The organism is Parabacteroides sp. AF17-3 (genome assembly GCF_003635445.1).
Classification (GTDB): domain Bacteria; phylum Bacteroidota; class Bacteroidia; order Bacteroidales; family Tannerellaceae; genus Parabacteroides; species Parabacteroides goldsteinii.
Map to the genome: position 1 here is coordinate 1 of NZ_QTMM01000029.1, position 21,607 is coordinate 21,607.

Sequence of the window (21,607 nt, forward strand, 5' to 3'; positions counted from 1 at the left end):
GTTTAAACGGCTCTCTTGAGATAGGGAGCGCAATTTATTTACATATGAAAAAATATATAGGACTGTTTGTTTTGTTATGCTGTTTTTCTTCGTGGCTTACTGCCGGAGAAAGTTACTGTTTTCGTGTCTATTTGAAAGATAAAGGCGATTCCGGCTTTACCGTAGAAGAACCGGAGGCTTTCCTGTCGAAAGAATCCATTCAGCGGCGTAAAAAGGCGGGAACGCCGGTCACCGCTTCCGATCTTCCCATTGCGCATGCTTATCTGGATACATTGGTCGCTACCGGCGCTGAACCGGTGGTGCAGAGTAAATGGCTTTCTACCGTAGTCGTGACCAGTAAAGACAGCACAGTTGCCGACCGTCTGAAAAACCTGACGATGGTCGACTCTGTAAAATGGGTATGGAAAGGACACGATGTGACTCCGGCCCAGGAAGATGATCAGGAGATCCGTCTTTCTCCCTCAGATACACCTTTGAAAGAAAAATACGGATATGCTGAAAGGCAGATCAAAATGTTGAATGGTATCAAACTGCATGATGCCGGATTCCGTGGGGAAGGGATGCGCGTGGCAGTGATAGATGCCGGCTTCCAGAATGTAGACCGTATCTGCGTTTTCGATTCCCTGCAATTGATCGGGACGCATAATGTGATTTACCCGGGCCGCAGTGTGTATGAAGCAGATGACCATGGGACGAAGGTTCTGTCTTGTATGGCTGCCAATATGCCCGGGATCATGGTCGGGACAGCTCCCAAAGCGTCTTATTTGCTTATAAAAAGCGAGGACAGCGATTCCGAATATCCGATAGAAGAAGACTATTGGGCGGCGGCTGTTGAATATGCCGATAGTGTAGGAGTCGATGTGATCTCTTCCTCATTAGGTTATTTCGCTTTTGATGCAGATGAATTATCTTACGATCAGTCCGCCTTGGACGGAAAAAGTTCTTTGATCAGCCAGGCGGCACATATCGCAGCGCAAAAGGGGATCCTGATGTTTTGCAGTGCCGGAAATGAAGGAAACGGCAGTTGGGGGAAAATTACTTTCCCTTCCGATGCATCGGATATTCTGACGGTTGGGTCTATTACGGAAGATAAAAAGAAAAGTATTTTCAGTTCGGTAGGATTTACTGCCGATTACCGGGTGAAACCGGATGTGGTGGCATTAGGGTCGGGCAGTTGTGTGATCGATCCACAAGGAAATGTACGTTATGCCAGCGGAACATCTTTTGCAACTCCCATATTGGCGGGATTGGGCGTCTGTCTGTGGCAGGCGTTGCCGGAGTTGAGCAATAAGGAAGTCATTGCTTTATTACAGCAGGTTTCCAGCCAGTTCAAACAGCCCGATGCCGAACTGGGGTATGGTATCCCGAATATATATAAAGCCTATAAGAAAGGAATGCAGTATGCCAGGACTGAACATTAATCCGGAATATATGGGCGAAGAACGCAGGGAACTGTCTTTGCTGGAATTGAATAACCTGGTGCGCGGTGCGGTCAGTGAGGCTTTCCCCGGCACTTGCTGGGTTCGTGCGGAGATGAGTGATGTGCGGACGAATGCTTCTTCCGGGCATTGCTATCTGGAGTTTATTGAAAAAAATTCTATAACCGGGCAATTGGTTGCCAGGGCACGCGGTTCGATATGGGCTAAAACGTTCCGGATGCTGAAGCCTTACTTTGAGATGGAGACGGGGCAGATGTTTGCTTCCGGACTGAAGGTGCTGGTGAAAGTATCGGTCGAATTTCATGAACTGTACGGATACAGCCTGACGGTGCTGGATATCGATCCTGCTTATACATTGGGAGATATGCTGAGAAAGCGGATGGAGATTATCCGTCAGTTGAAGGAAGAGGGTGTATTTACATTGAATAAAGAATTACCGTTCCCTGTCCTGCCTAAACGTATTGCTGTTATTACTTCCCCGACGGCTGCCGGGTATGAGGATTTCCTGAATCAGCTGGCAAATAATAAAGCGGGCTATCCGTTTTATCCGAAGTTATTTCCCGCCCTGATGCAAGGGGAGAGAACGGAAGAGTCTGTCATCGCAGCGCTGGACCGTATTTACCATCATATCGATTGTTTCGACGTGGTGGTCATTATCCGCGGCGGTGGTTCAACTTCCGATCTGAATAGTTTCGACTCCTATCTGCTGGCGGCAAATTGTGCCCAGTTCCCGTTGCCGGTGATAACCGGTATCGGTCATGAGCGCGATGATACCATTCTGGATATGGTGGCACATACGCGGATGAAAACACCGACTGCCGTAGCCGAATTTCTGATCGGCCGTATGGATGCAGCGGCGGAAGAACTGGAAGACCTTCAGCAGGAGGTGAGCGAACTGGCAAGTACGATCTTATTGAAACAAAAAAACTTCCTGCAATTGCTGGGGGCACGTTTACCGGTGATTGTCACGAACAGGATCGAGCGTAACCGTTCTTTCCTGCAAATGGCAGGCAATAAACTTCCGGCTTCTGCTTCGGCCATGTTGCTCCGCCGGCGTTCAACGCTTGAAAGCCTGCAAATGCAGTTACAGAACCGTGCTGCTTCGCGCCTGGCGGAAGGCACGCGGTTTATCCAGTTGATGGAGCAGTTCATTAAAATGGCATCTCCCGATTATGTATTGAAGCGTGGTTATAGCTTGTCCCTGAAAGACGGCAAAATCATCAAGCATGCAACCGATCTGAATCCCGGCGATGAACTGGTGACCCGGTTTGCGGATGGGGATGTGAAGAGTATCGTTAAAAAATAAATTATTCCGAAATATGACAAAGAAAGAAGAAACATACAATGAAGCGGTAGAGAAACTCCGTAAAATTGTGGCCGATATAGAGAACGGTGACCTGGATGTGGATGTCCTTTCAGAAAAGGTGAAAGAGGCTACCCGGCTGATTAAGTTATGCAAGGAGAAGTTGTATAAGGTAGACGAAGAAGTCAAAAAAGTACTGGAGGAACTGGAGTAATGCACAAATATGTATTGATCGTGGCCGGAGGGAAAGGTCTCCGGATGGGAGGCGATTTGCCTAAGCAGTTCATTCCGCTGGAAGGTAAACCGATCCTGATGCATACGTTGGAAGCCTTCCATCGCTGGGATAATGCGGCAGAATTGCTGTTGGTCCTTCCCGAAGATCACCAGCCTTACTGGAATATGCTTTGCCGGGAGATCGGGTGTAAGGCACCTCACCGGATAGCGAATGGCGGTGAGACCCGGTTTCATTCCGTTCGGAACGGATTACAATTCCTTTCGGAAGAAATTGGAAATGCATCCGGACGAAATGAAAAAGTCTTGATCGCGGTACATGACGGTGTACGTCCGTTTGTCTCTCCCGAAGTAATCTGTGCCTGTTTTGATGAGGCAGAAAAAAGCGGAGCTGCTATTCCGGTTATGCCGATGATCGACTCGTTGCGTGAAACCGATGAAAACGGTTCGCATCCGGTAGACCGTAGCCGTTATGTAGCTGTACAGACACCGCAGGTTTTTCGCAGCGATATTTTGCTGGAAGCATACGAACAACCGTTCACATCTCTTTTCACGGATGACGCTTCGGTTGTTGAGGCTGCCGGAGTACCGGTCCGGTTGGTAACCGGCAACCGTGAGAATATCAAAATAACGACGCCGTTCGATCTGCTGGTAGCACAGGGATTGCTTCTTAATCAGTCTCAAAACAATATTTTCCGGAAGACACCTCCATAACCGCATAACCATCCTGTATCCCGTTGTACTTAACGCCTTTTGCCTGTTTGATGCCGGAGCGGCATTCTTTTACCGTCTTTCCGGAAATAACCGGCAGATAGACTGTGGCACGGCTTCCAACAGGTATTTCAACGTCCATTTTGAACGTATTATTTTGTTTTTCCCAACTCACAGCCGCCTGTCCGAAAGGGGTACGGGTAGAGTAGGAAGCATAGTTGATCGCTTTAGGAGGATAAGGTTTTATGATGATGTGTTTATAGCCGGGTTCCTGTTGGTCGCTATTCAGTCCTGCCATCTTCCTGTAAAACCAGGTAAAGCCGCCACCGAACATCGGGTGGTTGCGAGAGTTGTTGCCGTTCCATTCTTCCCAGGTCGTTGTGGCTCCCTGTGAAATCCACCATCCGTAACCAGGCATATCCTTTTTATTCATTGCTTCGTAGGCCAGTTCGTTCATTCCGTTGTCTGCCAATGTCTCAAAAAAGAACTGAGTACCGAAAATACCTGTGTATAAGTGTCCGTTATGGGCGCGCACTTCTTCCCGTACCGTTTCCTGTACATCTTTCTTTACTTCATCCGGAACTCCCATTACCAGAGCGAAGATATTGCTGCCCGAAGGACCATATGTTTTAGTCACCGGATTATAGAAACGTTTGTGGAAAGCCTGCCGTGTTTTCTCTGCCAGAGCGGAGAAAAGGCTTGCATCCTTTTTCTCTCCCAGTGCTGATGCCGCTTTTGCCGTAAGATCGGCACAACGCCAGAGATAGAATGTATGAACCAGGTCTTTCGGAGGAAATCCGTCTGCCGGGCACCATTCTCCCAGGTTGTGCCATTCGCTGACGTTTCCGTTGCTTTTTATCTGCGAAAGCATGATGCCGTCGGAATCTACCCAGGTTTGCATGTACCGGAGCTGTTCTTTCATTCCGGTGTAATTGGCAGCCAGCAAATCTTTATCTGCATAATGCAGATAAAACTCCCACGGCATAATGTTCATAGCTGCTCCCCATGCCACGCCGCCTCCGCAGCCGGGCTGCCAGGGTGCACCGTTCGGAACATAACCGGTCGCTTTATTCTGGGCAAGCAATATGTCTTTGATCCATTTGGTATATAAAGCTGCGGCATCATAGTTGTGCATGACAGTGACACAAGCCACCTGTCCGTCGCCGGTATAGGCAGAACGTTCCCGATGGGGACAGTCGCTGATAATACTGCCGTGTGAGTTGTCTGTCAGGCTTCGTCTCCATATCTTATTGATCTGGTTGAAAAGAGGGTTCGAGCATTCGAAATGTCCGGTCGTTTCAATTTCCGTATATACGGCTTCTGCTGTCAGGTTATCCTCCCGGAGTTCACCCGGCCAGTTGATAATCTCTGCTTCCCGAAAGACAAACCAAGTAAAGCGGGCGGCATACGATTCCGGTCCATCTCCTTTCATCGTATAAGAGTTGGAGCCGTTCGGCGATTCACAGATATAACGTATCTCTACCTTTCTGCCTGCCTCTCCCTGCATATTGTGCAGATGTACCCAGCCGGATATTTCTTCTCCGAAATCGACTTTATAATTTCCGTTTTCCAGTTGTGTGATCTTTTTCGGTTTCAAGACTTCCATTACCTTGTCGGAATGAGACATCTGTGCCTGTAGTTCACCTTCCGGCGCTTTCCGTACGACGGCAGACTCCCATCCGTCAGCCGGTTTGTCCGGCGAACACCAATCCGGCTGTTCCAGCCGGGCGTCATAATGTTCTCCCTGGTAAATTCCATCTAAGACAATGGCGCTACGCGATACTTTCCAGGAAGTGTCCGATGTGATGACCTCCTCGCTGCCGTCGGTGTAGCCGATATGTAACTGCGCGATCAGGCGTGGCGATCCGTAGGGCATCGTCCAGCTTAGTGCCGCATTATAGAAGCCGTTACCTAACAGGCAGCCGAGTGCATTTTTACCTTGTTTCAACGCTTCTTTCAGGTCGTAGCAGAGATAGAGTACATTATAGCCTCTGAAATTATCGTCGAGGGTCACACGGGTTACATCCAGGTCGTCCCGTTTCCCATAATTGGTCTGGTTGGGGACCAGAACGTCGTTGCCGACTTTTTCTCCGTTCAGATATAATTCAAAATAACCCAATCCGCAGATATAGATTTTTGCTGAAGCTATTTCTTTGGAAACGGTAAAATCTTTTCGGAAGAGTGGGGCAGGGGGAAGTGTTTTGTCTGCTGATTTTGCCGTGGCTTCTTCGCCTTGCCAGGGGGCACCGATCCATTGTGCTTTCCATTCATCGGCATTCAGCAATCCCATATTCCAGCGGGCAGGTTCACTCCAGTCCGATATTTTTCCGTTGGCATCCCAAACACGGACTTGCCACCAGCATTCCTGTCTCGATTGTAGCGGCTTTCCTTCGTAACGAACCAGAAAGGACTGGCTGCTTTTTTTCTTACCACTGTCCCAAAGGTCGGCCTGTTCCTTTTTCAGTTTATCGGCCGATGAAGCAACCCGTATCTGATAGGCGGTCTGCTGTTGTCCTCGTTCGCCGGGAGCGGCTGTATTGATCCACGACAACCGGGGATGCCGGGCATCTATAACGGAGGGATCGACCAGATATTCACAGGTGAGCCTGACAGGAGTAAGAGTTGCATTTGCTGTCAAAACAAAAAGAAATGACAAAAGAATTGAAATACCGGACTTAAGTTTCATATTGACAAAGTTTAGTTTCACATGGATTAGGACAAATGTATATGATTTTTGTCGATGCTCAAATAGTAAACCCGTACTTGTGTCAGATTTGATAAGAAAATTATCAAAATCCAAAACTATACCGACTGTCGATAGGGCGGCAAGGTTTGTGCTTGTTAATAAAAAGTATCATACAAAATGTATCATACAAAATGTATCATACAAAATGTATGATAAAAAAGTGTATATTTGTAATTCATAAAACTTATGCAATATGGCTTTTAGTAGTGTAAATCCTTTTCCAATAACAGGTTATATCGGTAAATCATTTTTCTGTGATCGGGAATATGAATTAATGACTTTAAAAAAACAGGTCGAAAATAATATAAATACGACGCTTATCTCTCTGCGAAGATTGGGAAAATCGTCGTTAATACATCGTTTGTTTGAGGATTTGAGAGTTGATAACACTTGTCATTGTATATATGTAGACATATATCCTACACAGAATTTGAAAGAATTTACGGAAAATCTGTCACAAGCCATTTTGCAACAAATTCCGGAACACAAAAGTTTCGGAAAGCGTTTTCTTGATTTGTTGAAGGGATTTCATCCGGTCATTTCGTATGACCCTTTGACTGGGGCACCAGAAGTTAGTTTTGGGTTTACTGAGATGAAAACTACAGAAAAGACACTTACCGGTATATTTCAGTTCTTGGAAAACGAAGCTCAGCAGGCAGTAGTCGCAATTGACGAGTTTCAGCAAGTTGCTAATTATCCGGAGGTAAATACAGAAGCATTACTTCGTTCACGGATACAGAACCTGCAGAAGACACGATTTATTTTTAGTGGAAGTAACAAACATATGATGGCAGAAATATTTAATAGTGCCAAGCGCCCGTTTTTTTCAAGTACACAAATGATGTATTTGAATCCTATTTCGCAGGATGCATATTATACTTTTATAAAAAATAAGTTTGAAGAGGGTGGGAAAAAAATAGATGACGAAGCGATCGGTTTCATTCTCGAATGGACGAGGCTACATACTTATTACACACAGGTTATTTGTAATAACACGTATGCTTTACCGTTAAAAAATATCCGTTTGGAAGATGTCAAGCAGGTTTGCAGTAATCTTTTATTATCTCAGCAAGCCACTTATGTTCAATACCGTCAGTTGTTAAGTCCTGTGCAATGGCAACTTTTGATTGCGATCGCCAAAGAAGGAAAAGTGTATCAGCCTCAGTCTAAGACATTCATACAGAAATATAAGATAGGAACACCTGCTAATTCCAAACGAGCACTCGATGCTTTGCTGGAAAAGGAAATGATTTACCGGGAGGAAGATGTTCGTGATTTATGGTACCAGGTATATGATGTATTTCTGTCCCGCTGGCTTGAATTGACTTTTTGATAGTATGTCTAAATGTTTACCCTTAATGGAGCTGGCGTCAAGACTTGTCAACAAGGGGGTAAATGGGGATAGAAGAATTATCAAAATGTAAAATAAGGTCTCTTATCAGTGAGTTGTATGAGGGCTTTATAGGGAAGATGAATTTTTACTCGTTTTATTCGTTATAAGTGAATATCATTATTTTTATATTTACTTGATGTGGGTATCTTTATGATTTTATTTATAACGCATATGTAGGGATTGGTAGAATGAATGGTGTTATCTGTGTGAATTTGCTGTTTGGATTTTGTATGTATTATTGCTCTTTCTAGAAAGAAAAACTGTTTTTTAACATGTCTTTGTGCATGAAAAAGAATGCTCTAAAAGCGCTTTTTTCGACTGCAATCAATAAAAAACTCGTTTTAAACGGAGTTCAACTTCATTTAAAATGAAAAAAATTTTGCTTTAAACGGAGTTGAAATCTGTTTTAAGTGAATAGTTGGAATTTATATTGGCTGATTAAGTGTTAAATAATGTATTTGTTCCCATTCTATTTTGTCTGTTTTGTGAAAAATGGCGGATATGAAATTTGTGCAAAATGCATTATTCTGATATTTTTTAGGTGAAAAGGATATCTTTTTGATAATTGGGAAATTCTGATTAGTGTTTTAATTTTGAATATACTTGCTGTTAATTTGTGCATTAAATATTTAATTCGGATATTGCAGTTCGAATAACACACAAGTATTGATATGAAAAACGTCATATTACTATTTATCCTTTTCTGTTTGTTCTTTTCCTGTAAAAGTAACAATGAAATTAATTTAAAGATAAAGGAGGCGGAAGAATTGATTCGGACTGAACAGCCGGATAGTGCTTTTGCCTTGTTGGACGGTATTACCAATCCGGATATACTAAATGATAAAACCTTTGCCCGTTTCTGCTTGATTCATGCCGGTTTATCCGAGCAGTTGGGTGAAGACATGCCGTTTGTTCCGCAAATGGAGCGGGCGAATGATTATTACGAAAAACACGGCTCTTTGGAAGAAAAGATGAATTGTCTGATGTATCTGGGTATGTCCTATGAAGAAGAGACCGATTTCGATTGGGCCATGAAGTCTTATTTGAAAGCGGTAGAGATGGCGAAAAAGGCAAACAACTATTTGTTAGTTGGGAAATTGTATAAAAAAATTGCCGGGTTACATGACTATGAAGATAATTATGATGAGGCACAGCGTTACCATTTGTTGAGTGGCGAATATTATCTAAAGGGGGGAGATAGCTTGGATTATATTTATTCGATTCGGGATATAGGTTGGCTTTATACGTTGAAAGAAGAATATGGAGAGGCTTCGGAATCATATCAAAAGGCTTATCAGCTAGCATTGAATATGAATGATTCGTTGTTATTGAGTTCCATGACCAATCGTTTGGGGATTAATTATAAAGAATTAGGTGATTATTCATTGGCAGAAAAATACTTGTATCAATCAATAGCTTATGATGAGGCGGGAAGTGCTCCGACTTATTTAGCTTTAGCTGATTTATATACTCGGAAAAAGGAATATGGAAAGGTACGGGAATATATAGAAATGGCTTCTATGTATCGTACTCCGGGGCATAAATTGACAGGTGCCCTTTTGTTTCGATTATATATATTGGAAAAAGAACAGGGCAATTATTCTTTGTCCTTGGACTATTATGAACAGTATGTTAATTATGCTGATTCTATAGCGGATTTACAAGCTCGGGCAGATGTTTTAAAAGTTGAAAGACGATATGAGTATGCTGAATTGTTGAATAATAATAATGAGTTGGAAAATAGAAATCAATGGATTATTATTGCTTGTGTTTTGTTGTTGTTGGTTAGTTTGTTTTTGCTTGTATTGTATAAATATAGAATTACTTTAAAAAATGAATATATACTTAATCAGCAAAAAAGGATTAGTGAAGCAAATAAGGCTTTACAAGAAAAAGAATTTGCAGTAAAAGGGCTAAAAGGTGATATATTGAATATCAGAGAAAATATATTGAGGAGTTCCGCTGTTTATAAGAAAATTATTAAAAACTCTCAATCAATTGAAGAAGCAAAAAAGTATCCGTTAACAGATCAGGATTGGTTAACATTAAAAGAAATACTGAAGACTACTTATTTTCTTTTTATTGATAATTTGCAGAGTCAAATCCCAAATCTGACTGAAGATGAAATACGTTTCTGTTGTCTATTGAAGATTGGACTGAATAGTCAACAGTTGTCTATCCTATTAAATATTCAGTCTGCATCTGTCAGTCATAAGCGCTATCGTATTATGAAAAAGGGGCAGTTGGAGAATACTGATATAACGTTGGAAAAATTTGTTTTCGGTTTGTAAATGACCTCTCCGGAAGGATGAAAATAGCGCTCATACATATGTTTTTATATGTATGAGCTTTTTATTTTGTTTATTATCAGTGGCTTACTGCTTGTTTGGAGGACTCTCCCCATACATGCCTTTCAGCAGATTTGGTCCCCCTCGTTACTACTAAGACCTGTACCTTTACCCCTGAAATTTAATCTTGAATGAATATGAATAGATTGTTATTAGTAGTCATGGTATTATTGTGTGCAACGATTTCCGGTTTTGCAAAAAGGAAAATTGATTTGAATGGTCAAACCAGGTTTCCTAAACCTCCGATAGAGGTGTTTATTGATGAAGAAAGTAAGGAGTTGACATTGGATTTGAGGAAAGGCAAAGAAAATGTCAGAGTTGTTATAACTGATTTTTCCGGTAATAATATATGTAATGATAACATGAAAGTGGATGGTACATGCCTACTGTCATTGCCAATGATTCAGAAAGGTGATTATATCTTGTACATATTTTTAGAAGATGTAGAATTGCAAGGTTTTTTTGAAATAAAATATTAACTAATTATTAATGTGATGAATGTATTTAAATTATGTGTGGCTATAGTATCTTTATTTACTGTAGTATCCTGTTCAAATGAAGATTTAGAAAATGTACTTGGACCAGATCAAAATCCTAATACAAAATCGGTAGGGAGTATAGTTGATAACTCGGTTGTAGCTCAATTGTTAGTATCTGTAGAGATAGATCGGGCGATAATGAATGAAGTGAAAATGGGGATTGATCGTTCTGTAAACTATGGATTGGATGAAGAGTTTCGATTTACTGATATGTTAAGTCCTTCTAATAGCAAGTTATGTCGTATGGGACAAACGCCAAGCTTAATACAGAAAATGAGCGATAAAATATCAAGTTCTTTATTAAGATCCTCAATCTCTCCTTCTGATTTTTTTGAATATTTATCCAAAAATGATATTCAAATCTATTGGCCTTATTCAGAGGATTGGGATGGTGAGACATTGCCCGTAATTACATTTAATCCTGAAAATGGTAATGAAGATTGGAATTATGGTTATAAGCAAGTGAAGGAAGCTGATGGTACGATCAGTATTGATACAGTAATTGTAGATGAAGTATATGTTACGGAAAATCCAGTATGGGTTATAAACAGGAATGAAACAAGATATGAAGATTTACCTGATTTTGAAAATGGTATATATGAAAAAAATGGAGTTGTATTTGATCAGTCTGTTGATACTAATATCATCCATCCGGAGCCACGATATATCATTTGGGAACCTAAGACTGATCCTGATTTGATATATACTTTTTATATTCAAAATATGAGGGTTTTTAAACAGCTAGATGGCGTATTGGCTGGAGGCTCTGAAATAGTTGTACAATGTGCATATCCTGAAATAGAGGGAGGAATGAAAGCTCCTGTAACAAGACTAAAGAAAACTTGGTCGCGAAAAGAAATATCTAAAAGTAAAATAAAGACATTCACAACCCCTTTGATAACCAGTTGGAGGCAAGAACAACTCCAATGCGGTTTGAAAATTATAGAAGAAGACAATGGCGATGCTAAGAACTGGGAGTTTTCTTTAGGAGTTAAGTTTAATGGGAAGGATTATGGTGTAAATGCAAAAATACCATTTCAAAATCATGATGATGAAATTGTCGAAATTATTTTGGATCGGGAATATATAAACTCTAGAAAAAATATAGCTCAAGTAAATACACCTGAATGGGGAATTTGGAAAATGTACTCTGAGAATGGAGTTGCCTATACTTTGCCAATTCTTACCGATAAATAAAGTATAAACAGAATGCTATATCAATGATGCTTTTGGGTATCTTTGGCTATAGCATTTTAACATAAAAAGGTTATGAAGATATTTCTCTGTATAATTTCTATTTGTATATTGAGTTTTACATCACTGCATTCACAACTGTCTCTATCACCAAATGTGGGTTTTAATATTTCTTCTTTATCCGGTATTGAGTCTTCTCAATCTTTTATTTCTTGTAATGCAGGTGTGTCTGCCTTGTATAATTTTTCATCCTTTTGGGGATTGGAAAGCGGAATTTATATTACTCAAAAAGGGGCTAATAATATAAAAGGAACTATAAACATATCAGAATATCCGATAAATGCTGATTTGGTATCTATGGATTTGAAAACAACATATATGAAAATACCTTTGATGTTGTCGATAGGTCATTCTTTGTATAAAGACTTATCTATCCGGTTAAAAAGCGGACCTTATTTTTCTTATGGACTTTCAGGGAAAGGTTCTATAGGGCGACTGGATAATACTTATAAGGCAGGTCTAAGGCCTTTTGAATCTATCTCCTTTGAGACATCATCTTATGGAAGAAAGGTTTTTCCCGGTATGAATCGCTGGGATATTGGTTGTAGTTTTAATATAGAATTAGTTATGTATGATTTACAAATAGGAGTATTGTATGATTTGGGGATTTCCAAATTATCAGATTTTTTTCCTATAAGAAGTGCTGATGATTTAAAAAACAGAACATGGAGTGTATATGTTGCCTATAAACTTCCTTTTCGTTGAATATGTGTACTCTTATATTATTTCTTTTCCTTTTGGTGATAATGAGTTGTCATACACAATTGAGAGATAGCTTATCGATAGGGACAAATTTCCGATTGTAATATATCTGTATTTATCCCGTTTACACTTTGTAAATAAATGAATATATGATGAAAAAGACACTGGTATTAATTGTTATTGCATTGTTCTCTGTTTTTAATTGTGTACAGGCCGCTGATATAGAGGCACGTACCGGTATAATGGGTGGAGATGTATGGGGGCTTCATGCGGGAGCCTATATAAACTTTCCGCAATCAACATTATTTTCAATTCAGACCGGGGTGTTGTTGCATACGGCAAATAGGTCGGCAATCGGTAATTCGGATACATGGGATATTGATTTTAATATCCCGGTTTATGCATCATTCCACATTCCATTGAAGGAAAAGGCAAATCTTCGTCTGAATGGAGGCGCTTATTTTGGTACGGGGCCGGAAGTTCAGGTAGGTGCTACGGCAGAAGTCGGTGTTGAAATGAAAAGAGTCTTTGTCGGCGTTAACTGCTTCCAGAATTGTATAAATGAACAGGAGTTCCTGTTTGGAGTATCTGTCGGATACAAATTCAAATTATAAAAAAGCAGAGTATCTTACTGAAAATGTGAGATACTCTGTTTTCTTATTTGCATAATGCCCATAAAAATGATAAATTCGCTGTCCAAATAGACAGCTATGCTTGATTTAGACAAACGATCCCTTATGTATCTGCCGGGTGTAGGCCCGAAGAAAGCGGAGATATTACGGAAAGAGGCCGGAATATCTTCGTATGAGGATTTGTTGTTTTATTTCCCGTATAAATATATCGACCGTAGCCGGTTTTATAAGGTTTCCGAAATAACGGGAAATATGCCTTATATCCAACTGAAAGGACGTATCCTGTATTATGACACGGTGGGGGAAGGGCGGACCCGGCGATTGGTGGCTAAATTTACCGATGGCACCGGGACGATCGACCTCGTCTGGTTCAAAGGTCTTAATTATGTGACCGATAAATACAAAACGGGGACAGATTATATTGTTTTCGGCAAACCGACCGAGTTCGGACATATTTATAATATTCCCCATCCCGATATCGATCCGATGGATCAGGCAGACCAGGTGGCAGCCGGTCTGACACCTTTCTATAATACATCGGAAAAAATGAAAAAGTCGTTCCTTAATTCGAGGGCGATACAGAATCTGCAATATACATTACTGAGTTCTTTGAACTGGATATTGCCTGAAACACTTCCGGCAGATGTCCTGTCGCGTATCCGGATGATGCCGTTGAAGGAAGCGATCCGTAATGTCCATTTTCCGGAGTCGACGGAGAAGCTGAGACAGGCACAGTTGCGCTTGAAGTTCGACGAACTGTTTTTTATACAGTTGAATATCCTCCGTACAGCCAGTCTGCGGAAGTTGAAGCTGAAAGGAATCGTATTCCCCACTGTCGGGAATTACTTTAATACATTCTATAAAGATTATCTTCCGTTTGAACTGACCGGTGCACAAAAACGGGTGGTGAAGGAGATCCGTGCCGATATGGGGAGCGGGCGGCAGATGAACCGTCTGTTGCAGGGAGATGTGGGAAGCGGAAAGACGTTGGTCGCTTTACTCTCCATGCTGCTGGCTGTCGATAACCATTGTCAGGCTTGCATGATGGCGCCGACGGAAATACTGGCAACCCAGCATTATGCTACTGTGATGGAATTCCTGAAAGATATGGACATTCGTGTTGCCTTATTGACCGGATCGACGAAAAAGAAGGAGCGTAATAAAATACTTCCGGCCATTGCCAGCGGTGAAATACAGATCGTGATAGGAACGCATGCCCTGATTGAAGAAACTGTGGTATTCTCTTCACTCGGGTTGGCTATTATTGACGAACAACATCGTTTCGGTGTGGAACAACGTTCACGCCTCTGGAAAAAGAATGCAGTTGTCCCTCACGTATTGGTGATGACGGCTACTCCTATTCCCCGGACACTTGCCATGACTTTGTATGGTGATCTGGACGTTTCCGTTATTGATGAGTTACCCCCCGGTCGCAAGCCTATCCAGACAGTGCACCGTTACGATAATAAAAAAGCCCAGTTATATGATTTTCTGCGTAAGGAAATCCAGTTGGGGCGCCAGGTGTATGTTGTTTACCCGCTGATTGAAGGAAGTGAGAAGCTGGACTATAAAAATCTGGAAGACGGTTTCGAAACATTTAAAGAGGTGTTTCCCGAATATAAAGTTTGCATGGTGCATGGGAAAATGAAAGCAGCGGACAAGGAAACCGAAATGCAGAAATTTATTACCGGCGAAGCGCAGATATTGATGGCAACAACTGTTATCGAGGTAGGGGTGAATGTTCCGAATGCCTCTGTGATGGTGATTGAAAGTGCCGAACGTTTCGGTCTGTCACAATTACACCAGTTGCGCGGCAGGGTAGGACGTGGTGCGGAACAATCCTATTGTATCCTGGTCTCTTCTTATAAGCTGAGTAACGATACCCGTAAGCGTCTGGAGATAATGGTGAATAGTAATAACGGTTTTGAGATTGCAGAAGCCGACCTGCACCTTCGCGGACATGGAGATCTGGAAGGAACCCAGCAAAGCGGGGAAGGGCTTGACCTGAAGATTGCGAACCTGGCTGCTGACGGGCAGATATTGCAATATGCGCGGGATATCGCACAGGAAGTCTTGGACAAAGACCCCGAATTACTGTCCGAACCCAACCGGATTTTGAACGAAAGGTTAAAAACACTCTTTACCCGGAAGATAAACTGGAGTATGATTAGCTAATATGTTGTGAAACATGTTTTTGTGTAAGTGTTTGTATTTCAGAAAGAATAGTGCGTCGTTTTGAATTTCTTCACTTTCATTGCGGAAATTTTTCCGGATTGAATTTTGTCAACTTGCTCAAAATAACGAACTTTGGTCGATTTGTAAAAAATAGGGTCTGTTTCACAGCTTATTTTACTTCTGGATTCCATTTCGAAAAATGATAAAAATGAAAATAAGAGCACTACTTTTTATTTGTTGTACTTCCTTTATGGTTTCGGCTGTATCAGCTCAGAAACAAACAGGGACAGATACTCCAAAAGAAACTATACATATAGTAAAAATGGATAAACGCGTATCCGAACTGATGGCTGACCGTGTTACCATCCGTAAAGATATGGGTTTGAAAGAACTGGCAGAGATTAATGCAAGAGTTGATGAATCTCTTGCTGCCAATGAAGCCCTTCTGTTTCCTGCAGATGAATTGTACGGATCGAACTGGGACACCCGTTGGGTAGATCCTTTCCGTGGAGGTGCTAAAGTTGAAATGCCGGATTCCTGCGCTATAGATTGTTCAACATTTATTCTTCCTATCGATACAATGACGCGCGTTACCTCCAAATATGGTCCCCGTCGTCGTCGTATGCATAAAGGAATAGACCTGAAGGTTCAGGTAGGCGATACGATCCGTGCAGCATTTGACGGAAAAGTTCGTATCCGTAATTTCGAACGTCGCGGATATGGAAATTACCTGGTGGTTCGCCATCCGAACGGACTTGAAACAGTTTACGGTCACTTATCCAAATCACTTGTTGATGTAAACGACATTGTTCGTGCAGGCGATCCGATCGCATTAGGAGGAAACACCGGACGTTCTACCGGTTCTCATCTTCATTTCGAAACCCGCTTCCTGGGACAGGCTATCAATCCGGCCGACATTATTGATTTCGAAAACTCAGTTCCTCATCAGGATGTTTATGTATTCCATAATATAAAGATTAACGGGCGTAAGAGTAATATTTATACTTCTTCAAGCGACCAGATGGTTTATCACCGTGTGAAATCGGGTGATACACTGGGTAAGATTGCCCGCATGTATGGCACGACAGTTAATGAGCTTTGCCGTTTGAATGGCATCAAGAGTACTTCTATGCTTCGTTTAGGTCAGTCAATCCGTTGTAGTGCCGGAAAAGAAGCGACTGTAGCAGCTAAATCTGCAACCAAAAAGACAAATACGCAAACTGTAGCAAAAGCGGTTAAGACTACAACTGTAGAAGCTGCCACTCCGGTTGCCTCTCTGACTGGAAATGTCAGTGCTGATCAGGAAGCAACACCTGTTTACCACCGCATTAAGAGTGGTGATACCTTGGGTGCTCTGGCTGCTAAATACGGAACAACAGTTGGCAAGTTGTGCGAAATGAATGGTATATCCAAAACTACTGTTTTGAAACTGGGTCGTTCCATCCGCTGTAAATAAGTTATTTTTAAGATAAAGGCAAGGCGCAGATGGAAACTTCATCTGTGCCTTTGTTGTTTTTTTACTATCTTTGCGGCATAATATATTTAGTATATGGCTGATACGAAAGAGCAATTCGAGAAAGTGATCTCCCAATGCCGGGAGTTGTTCGAAAAGAAGTTGAAAGATTATGGTCCCTCCTGGCGGATTATGCGTCCCCTGTCTGTGACCGACCAGATATTTATTAAGGCAAACCGTATCCGCAGCCTCGAGATAAAAGGGGTGAGCATGGTGGACGAAGGGATACGTCCGGAGTTTGTTGCGATCGTTAATTACGGAGTGATCGGACTGATCCAGTTGGCAAAAGGTTTTTCGGATACGACCGATATGACGAATGAGGAAGCGTTGGCATTGTACGATAAGTACATAACGGAAACCAAAGAGTTGATGTATGCCAAGAACCATGATTACGATGAAGCCTGGCGCAGCATGCGTATCAGTTCCTATACCGATCTGATCCTGATGAAGATCTACCGTACCAAGCAGATAGAAAGCCATGGTGGCAAGACGATCGTATCGGAAGGTGTGGATGCCAATTATATGGATATGATTAATTACGCCCTGTTCGGTTTGATCAAACTCGAATATGGCGAAGAATAATATATGAACTATAAAGAGACTGCAATAAAGATACTGACAGAATGCAGCCGTCTGCTGATCGGGGTTGTGTTTATCTTCTCCGGTTTTGTAAAGGCGGTCGATCCGATGGGAGGCGCAATTAAGATAGGCGACTATCTGACTTCTTTCGGGTTGGATATGTTGCAGCCTTTTACTGTCCTGGCATCTTTTGCCCTTTCGGCTGCCGAGTTTGCCATGGGTGTTTGTATGTTGTTAGGGGTATACCGCCGCTACAACTCTTTCTTTGTTTTACTTTTTATGGCGTTCATGACGCCGCTGACGTTGTATCTTGCGATATTCAATCCGGTTTCCGACTGCGGTTGTTTCGGGGATGCAGTCGTTATTACGAATTGGGAGACGTTTTTTAAGAACCTGGTTCTTTCGGCTGCTGCTATTATGGTGTTCATGAACTGCGGTAAGATGTTCCAGTGTTTTACTTACAAGGTTTACTGGTTCGTGGCGTTGTTCTCTTACTTTTTCTGCATTGGGTTTGCTTACTGGAATTACAATCATCTGCCGGTCATGGATTTTCGTCCGTATAAGATCGGGGCTAATATCCCTTCTTTAATGGCAATACCCGATGGCGCTCCCGAAGATGAGTATAAATATACTTTTGTCTATGAGAAAGATGGCGTACAGAAAGAATTTTCTTTGGAAAACTATCCGCAAAATGACAGTACCTGGACATTTGTTGAGTCGAAGACCGAACTGATAAAGAAAGGGTATGAACCTCCTGTGGCTTCTTTTAATATCTATAACGCCGAAGGAGACGATGTCACCGATGAAATATTACATAATCCGCAGCCGGTTCTGCTGCTGATCGCTCCGAAACTGGAAAAGGCGGATGATGAACAAATCGACGAGATAAACGGAGTGTATGATTATGCGCTGGAATATGAAATGCCATTCTATTGTGTGACCGGTTCCTCTCCTGAAATGATCGATGAATGGAGCGACAATACCGGTGCCGAATATCCGTTCCGTATGGCCGACGAGGTATTATTGAAGACGATCATCCGTTCTAACCCGGGGCTGGTACTGCTGAAAGACGGTACTGTGATGGGCAAATGGCATTATAACGATATCCCGGACGAGGAACATGTAAAGGCTGAGATCGAAGATCATTTGAACCTGAGTGAAACAAAAGAAAAAGAAGATGGCTGGCTTATTACCATTTTATTGACTTTTACCGTACCTTTGCTGCTCGTTTGGGTATATGACTTTTTCCGATTCCGCCGGAGACGGAAAGAGAAGGCTGAATAAAAGATTTTATTGTATTTATATATTTAATTAATTAAATCATGAGAAAGAATATTGTTGCAGGAAACTGGAAGATGAACACAACTCTTCAGGAAGGTCTGGAATTGGCAAAAGGATTAAATGAAGCCCTGAAAGGCAAAGCTATCAACTGTGATGTAATCATCGGTACTCCGTTCACTCACCTGGCAAGCATCGCTGCTGCTATCGATACTGATAAAATCGGTGTAGCTGCTGAAAACTGTGCTGACAAAGAAAAAGGTGCTTACACCGGTGAAGTTTCTGCTGCTATGGTTGCTTCTACAGGTGCTAAATATGTAATTTTGGGTCACTCTGAAAGACGTGCTTACTATCACGAAACTCCGGAGATTCTGAAAACTAAAGTTCAGTTGGCTCTGGCTAACGGTCTGACTCCGATCTTCTGTATCGGTGAGGTTCTGGAAGAAAGAGAAGCCGGCAAACACTTCGAAGTGGTAGACGCTCAGATCAAAGAATCTTTGTTCGACCTTTCTGCTGAAGATTTCGGTAAGATCGTTCTGGCTTACGAACCGGTTTGGGCTATCGGTACAGGCAAGACTGCTTCTGCTGAACAGGCTGAAGAAATCCATGCTCATATCCGTGCTACACTGGCTGCAAAATATGGTAACACAGTGGCTGACGACTGCACCATCCTGTATGGTGGTAGCGCTAATGCCGGTAACGCAAAAGAATTGTTCTCTAAACCGAACGTAGACGGTGGTCTGATCGGTGGTGCTTCTCTGGCTGTTGATAAATTCATGCCGATCGTTGAAGCATTTTAATGACATTATCCTGTAGGGAAAGGGCAAACGCTCTTTCCCTCCCGATTTGAACATAAAAATAAATCACAATGAAGAATTCCCCTTGTATCACTTTCTTATTCATGTTACTGGTTTGTGTGACCGGGGCGTCAGCACAAACGAGTGTCGACGGATCGGCACAGACGATCTTTGACGACCTGCAAACATCGAAGCCCGGTAAAGGCGAGGTGATTGTCAATCAGCCGGAGGCCCTTCGTAAAATGGTGGGAGTACGCCTGTATGGTGATAATGTAGAGAAGACGGATAGTACTGCCTTCCTGAAGATACAGGGATTCCGGACACAGGTGTTTTCCGGAAATAGCCAACGTAAGTCGAAAGATGAAGCGTTCGAAAAAGAAAAGAAGATCAAGGAACTTTTCCCTGATGTCCCGACTTATGTCAGCTATACCGCACCGTTTTGGAAACTGCGTGTAGGTGATTTCCGTTCACACGAAGAAGCATATCATATGCAACGCCTGTTGATGACAGCTTTCCCTTCGTTCGGAAAAGAAATGTATATTGTCCGGGAAGAAGTAAAAATCCCATTGAATTAACTAAGAAAATAAGAAACTTGTCCCCGTGCCTGACACGGATAATTATAGAAATGACAAAAGAAATAGACGACAAGACCTTGGCGGCACGCGAAGAACTGGCCGGCCATTACAAACAAATATTAGGCCTGCTGGGCGAAGATGCCGAACGTGAAGGTCTGATCAAAACGCCGGAACGTGTAGCAAAAGCTATGCAGTTTTTAACCAAAGGATACAACGAAGATCCTGCAAAGGTACTTGCTTCCGCTATGTTTCAGGAAGAGGACTACAAGCAGATGGTTATTGTAAAAGATATTGATTTCTTTTCGCTGTGTGAACATCATATGCTTCCGTTCTTCGGAAAGGCCCATGTCGCTTATATTCCCAAGAAATATATTACAGGGCTGAGCAAGATTCCCCGGGTAGTGGATATCTTTGCCCGCCGCCTGCAAATCCAGGAACGCCTGACTATGCAGATCAAGGACTGCATCCAGCAAACATTGGACCCTCTGGGTGTCATGGTGGTGATCGAAGCACAGCACATGTGCATGCAGATGCGTGGCGTGGAGAAACAGAATTCCCTGACGACAACTTCCGACTTTACAGGTTTCTTCCAGCAGGCTAAGACGCGTGAGGAATTTATGAACCTGATCAAGAATAACCGGTAGGATTTGCGGTGACCGTACGGGATTATACGGTCACCTGATTGTTTAAGGACGTAGCACGTCTGTGAACACAGCCTTTTGATTGGTGAATTTTAATCCGTTCCCATCCTGGTATGTTCCGAATTCCGAGATGATGGCACCATTGTCGCCTGCACGAAGGAAATGAGGAGACAAGAGTTCCTTCAGCGGAAGTATATCGCCGACTTTCATATAAGTGAAGTTGGAGACAGTGATAGCCTCTTTCTGACTTTCAGGCAATGCCGGAGGATTGGGGGTAGGATCACCGATCCCGAAATTATAAGCCGATCCGTTGCGTACCATCCATGATTCGAATTTAGCCGGATACTCAGGGGTTGCCACATGACGGTGTTCCGGGATCATTTGTCCGGGTAACAGATATATTTCGTGTCCGAAATGGCGGTTAACCGGGTCGTTAACCCAAAATACGCCGGCCATACCGGCATGTTCGAAATCTCCTAAGCCGAAATCGGATATCCACATGTTCTCCTTCATAAAGTCTGTAAAGGGAACTCCATAAAATTCAAACATTTCGAGATAGGCTTTCAGGGCGACTTCACCGTTGAACTTTCCGTCTACATAAAAATCTGCATTTGTGTACTTTTTGGTGAATACCTTTTCTTTTGTCTGTACCATGTTGTCTTTACTTTTGTTTGTTTCGCATCCGGTGAATCCGCCTAACAACAGGGCGGATAACAGAATGGATGCGGTAAGTTGTTTTGCATTCATTGTT

Annotated in this window: 19 protein-coding genes; 17 read left to right on the forward strand and 2 right to left on the reverse strand. The window is 42.4% G+C overall.

All coding sequences use genetic code 11. The annotated features are described in order from the left end of the window. Positions 1–44: 44 nt before the first annotated feature. From DWW91_RS26590 to DWW91_RS26605, 4 genes are read left to right on the forward strand one after another with little or no spacing between them, the layout of a single operon-like run. Complete coding sequence (locus DWW91_RS26590) at positions 45–1,421, forward strand: S8 family serine peptidase (protein WP_122329368.1); 1,377 nt, start codon at positions 45–47, stop codon at positions 1,419–1,421. After that, positions 1,402–2,745, forward strand: a complete 1,344-nt coding sequence (gene xseA / locus DWW91_RS26595; protein ID WP_122329351.1) for an exodeoxyribonuclease VII large subunit — start codon at positions 1,402–1,404, stop codon at positions 2,743–2,745. The genes DWW91_RS26590 and xseA overlap by 20 nt, the downstream gene beginning before the upstream one ends. A gap of 13 nt (positions 2,746–2,758) precedes the next feature. Further along, positions 2,759–2,956, forward strand: coding sequence for an exodeoxyribonuclease VII small subunit (xseB, locus tag DWW91_RS26600; protein ID WP_007655765.1), 198 nt, complete (start codon positions 2,759–2,761; stop codon positions 2,954–2,956). Beyond that, positions 2,956–3,687 carry a 2-C-methyl-D-erythritol 4-phosphate cytidylyltransferase gene (locus tag DWW91_RS26605; protein WP_122329352.1) on the forward strand — a complete coding sequence of 244 codons (732 nt, stop codon included), beginning with the start codon at positions 2,956–2,958 and terminating at the stop codon, positions 3,685–3,687. Before xseB ends, DWW91_RS26605 begins: the two co-directional genes overlap by 1 nt. Here DWW91_RS26605 and DWW91_RS26610 read toward each other — a convergent pair. Then, positions 3,644–6,370: a family 78 glycoside hydrolase catalytic domain gene (locus DWW91_RS26610; protein ID WP_122329353.1), complete on the reverse strand. Its 2,727-nt coding sequence runs from the start codon at positions 6,368–6,370 to the stop codon at positions 3,644–3,646. The two genes, DWW91_RS26605 and DWW91_RS26610, sit on opposite strands and share 44 nt — an antisense overlap. 253 nt (positions 6,371–6,623) lie before the next feature. On the opposite strand from DWW91_RS26610, the gene DWW91_RS26615 reads away from it, so the two are divergent. From DWW91_RS26615 to folE, 13 genes are all read left to right on the forward strand, one after another. Then, on the forward strand, positions 6,624–7,763 hold the full coding sequence (locus tag DWW91_RS26615) for an ATP-binding protein (protein ID WP_007655762.1): 1,140 nt from the start codon (positions 6,624–6,626) through the stop codon (positions 7,761–7,763). A gap of 863 nt (positions 7,764–8,626) precedes the next feature. Continuing rightward, complete coding sequence (locus DWW91_RS26620; RefSeq protein ID WP_229102591.1) at positions 8,627–10,114, forward strand: tetratricopeptide repeat protein; 1,488 nt, start codon at positions 8,627–8,629, stop codon at positions 10,112–10,114. A gap of 194 nt (positions 10,115–10,308) precedes the next feature. Beyond that, positions 10,309–10,650, forward strand: a complete 342-nt coding sequence (locus tag DWW91_RS26625; protein ID WP_007655760.1) for a DUF3244 domain-containing protein — start codon at positions 10,309–10,311, stop codon at positions 10,648–10,650. A gap of 15 nt (positions 10,651–10,665) precedes the next feature. Next, positions 10,666–11,907, forward strand: coding sequence for a hypothetical protein (locus tag DWW91_RS26630; protein ID WP_122329355.1), 1,242 nt, complete (start codon positions 10,666–10,668; stop codon positions 11,905–11,907). Between the two features lie 72 nt (positions 11,908–11,979). Beyond that, positions 11,980–12,669, forward strand: coding sequence for an outer membrane beta-barrel protein (locus DWW91_RS26635; RefSeq protein WP_122329356.1), 690 nt, complete (start codon positions 11,980–11,982; stop codon positions 12,667–12,669). A 146-nt stretch (positions 12,670–12,815) separates the two neighbouring features. After that, positions 12,816–13,280, forward strand: a complete 465-nt coding sequence (locus DWW91_RS26640; protein WP_229102592.1) for a hypothetical protein — start codon at positions 12,816–12,818, stop codon at positions 13,278–13,280. Positions 13,281–13,376: 96 nt separating this feature from the next. Then, on the forward strand, positions 13,377–15,473 hold the full coding sequence (gene recG / locus DWW91_RS26645; protein WP_007655756.1) for an ATP-dependent DNA helicase RecG: 2,097 nt from the start codon (positions 13,377–13,379) through the stop codon (positions 15,471–15,473). A gap of 208 nt (positions 15,474–15,681) precedes the next feature. After that, on the forward strand, positions 15,682–16,929 hold the full coding sequence (locus DWW91_RS26650) for a M23 family metallopeptidase (protein WP_007655755.1): 1,248 nt from the start codon (positions 15,682–15,684) through the stop codon (positions 16,927–16,929). A 93-nt stretch (positions 16,930–17,022) separates the two neighbouring features. Beyond that, positions 17,023–17,568 carry a DUF1599 domain-containing protein gene (locus DWW91_RS26655; protein ID WP_007655754.1) on the forward strand — a complete coding sequence of 182 codons (546 nt, stop codon included), beginning with the start codon at positions 17,023–17,025 and terminating at the stop codon, positions 17,566–17,568. Positions 17,569–17,571: 3 nt separating this feature from the next. Then, positions 17,572–18,849, forward strand: a complete 1,278-nt coding sequence (locus tag DWW91_RS26660) for a BT_3928 family protein (RefSeq protein ID WP_122329357.1) — start codon at positions 17,572–17,574, stop codon at positions 18,847–18,849. A gap of 38 nt (positions 18,850–18,887) precedes the next feature. Next, positions 18,888–19,643 carry a triose-phosphate isomerase gene (gene tpiA, locus DWW91_RS26665; protein ID WP_007655752.1) on the forward strand — a complete coding sequence of 252 codons (756 nt, stop codon included), beginning with the start codon at positions 18,888–18,890 and terminating at the stop codon, positions 19,641–19,643. A gap of 68 nt (positions 19,644–19,711) precedes the next feature. Further along, on the forward strand, positions 19,712–20,215 hold the full coding sequence (locus DWW91_RS26670) for a cell division protein (protein ID WP_046145613.1): 504 nt from the start codon (positions 19,712–19,714) through the stop codon (positions 20,213–20,215). Positions 20,216–20,265: 50 nt separating this feature from the next. Then, entirely contained in the window at positions 20,266–20,859 is a 594-nt protein-coding gene (gene folE / locus DWW91_RS26675) for a GTP cyclohydrolase I FolE (protein ID WP_010801487.1), read from the forward strand. Between the two features lie 42 nt (positions 20,860–20,901). On the opposite strand, the gene DWW91_RS26680 is transcribed toward folE, so the two are convergent. Continuing rightward, positions 20,902–21,603 carry a hypothetical protein gene (locus DWW91_RS26680; RefSeq protein ID WP_010801488.1) on the reverse strand — a complete coding sequence of 234 codons (702 nt, stop codon included), beginning with the start codon at positions 21,601–21,603 and terminating at the stop codon, positions 20,902–20,904. Positions 21,604–21,607 lie beyond the last annotated feature (4 nt).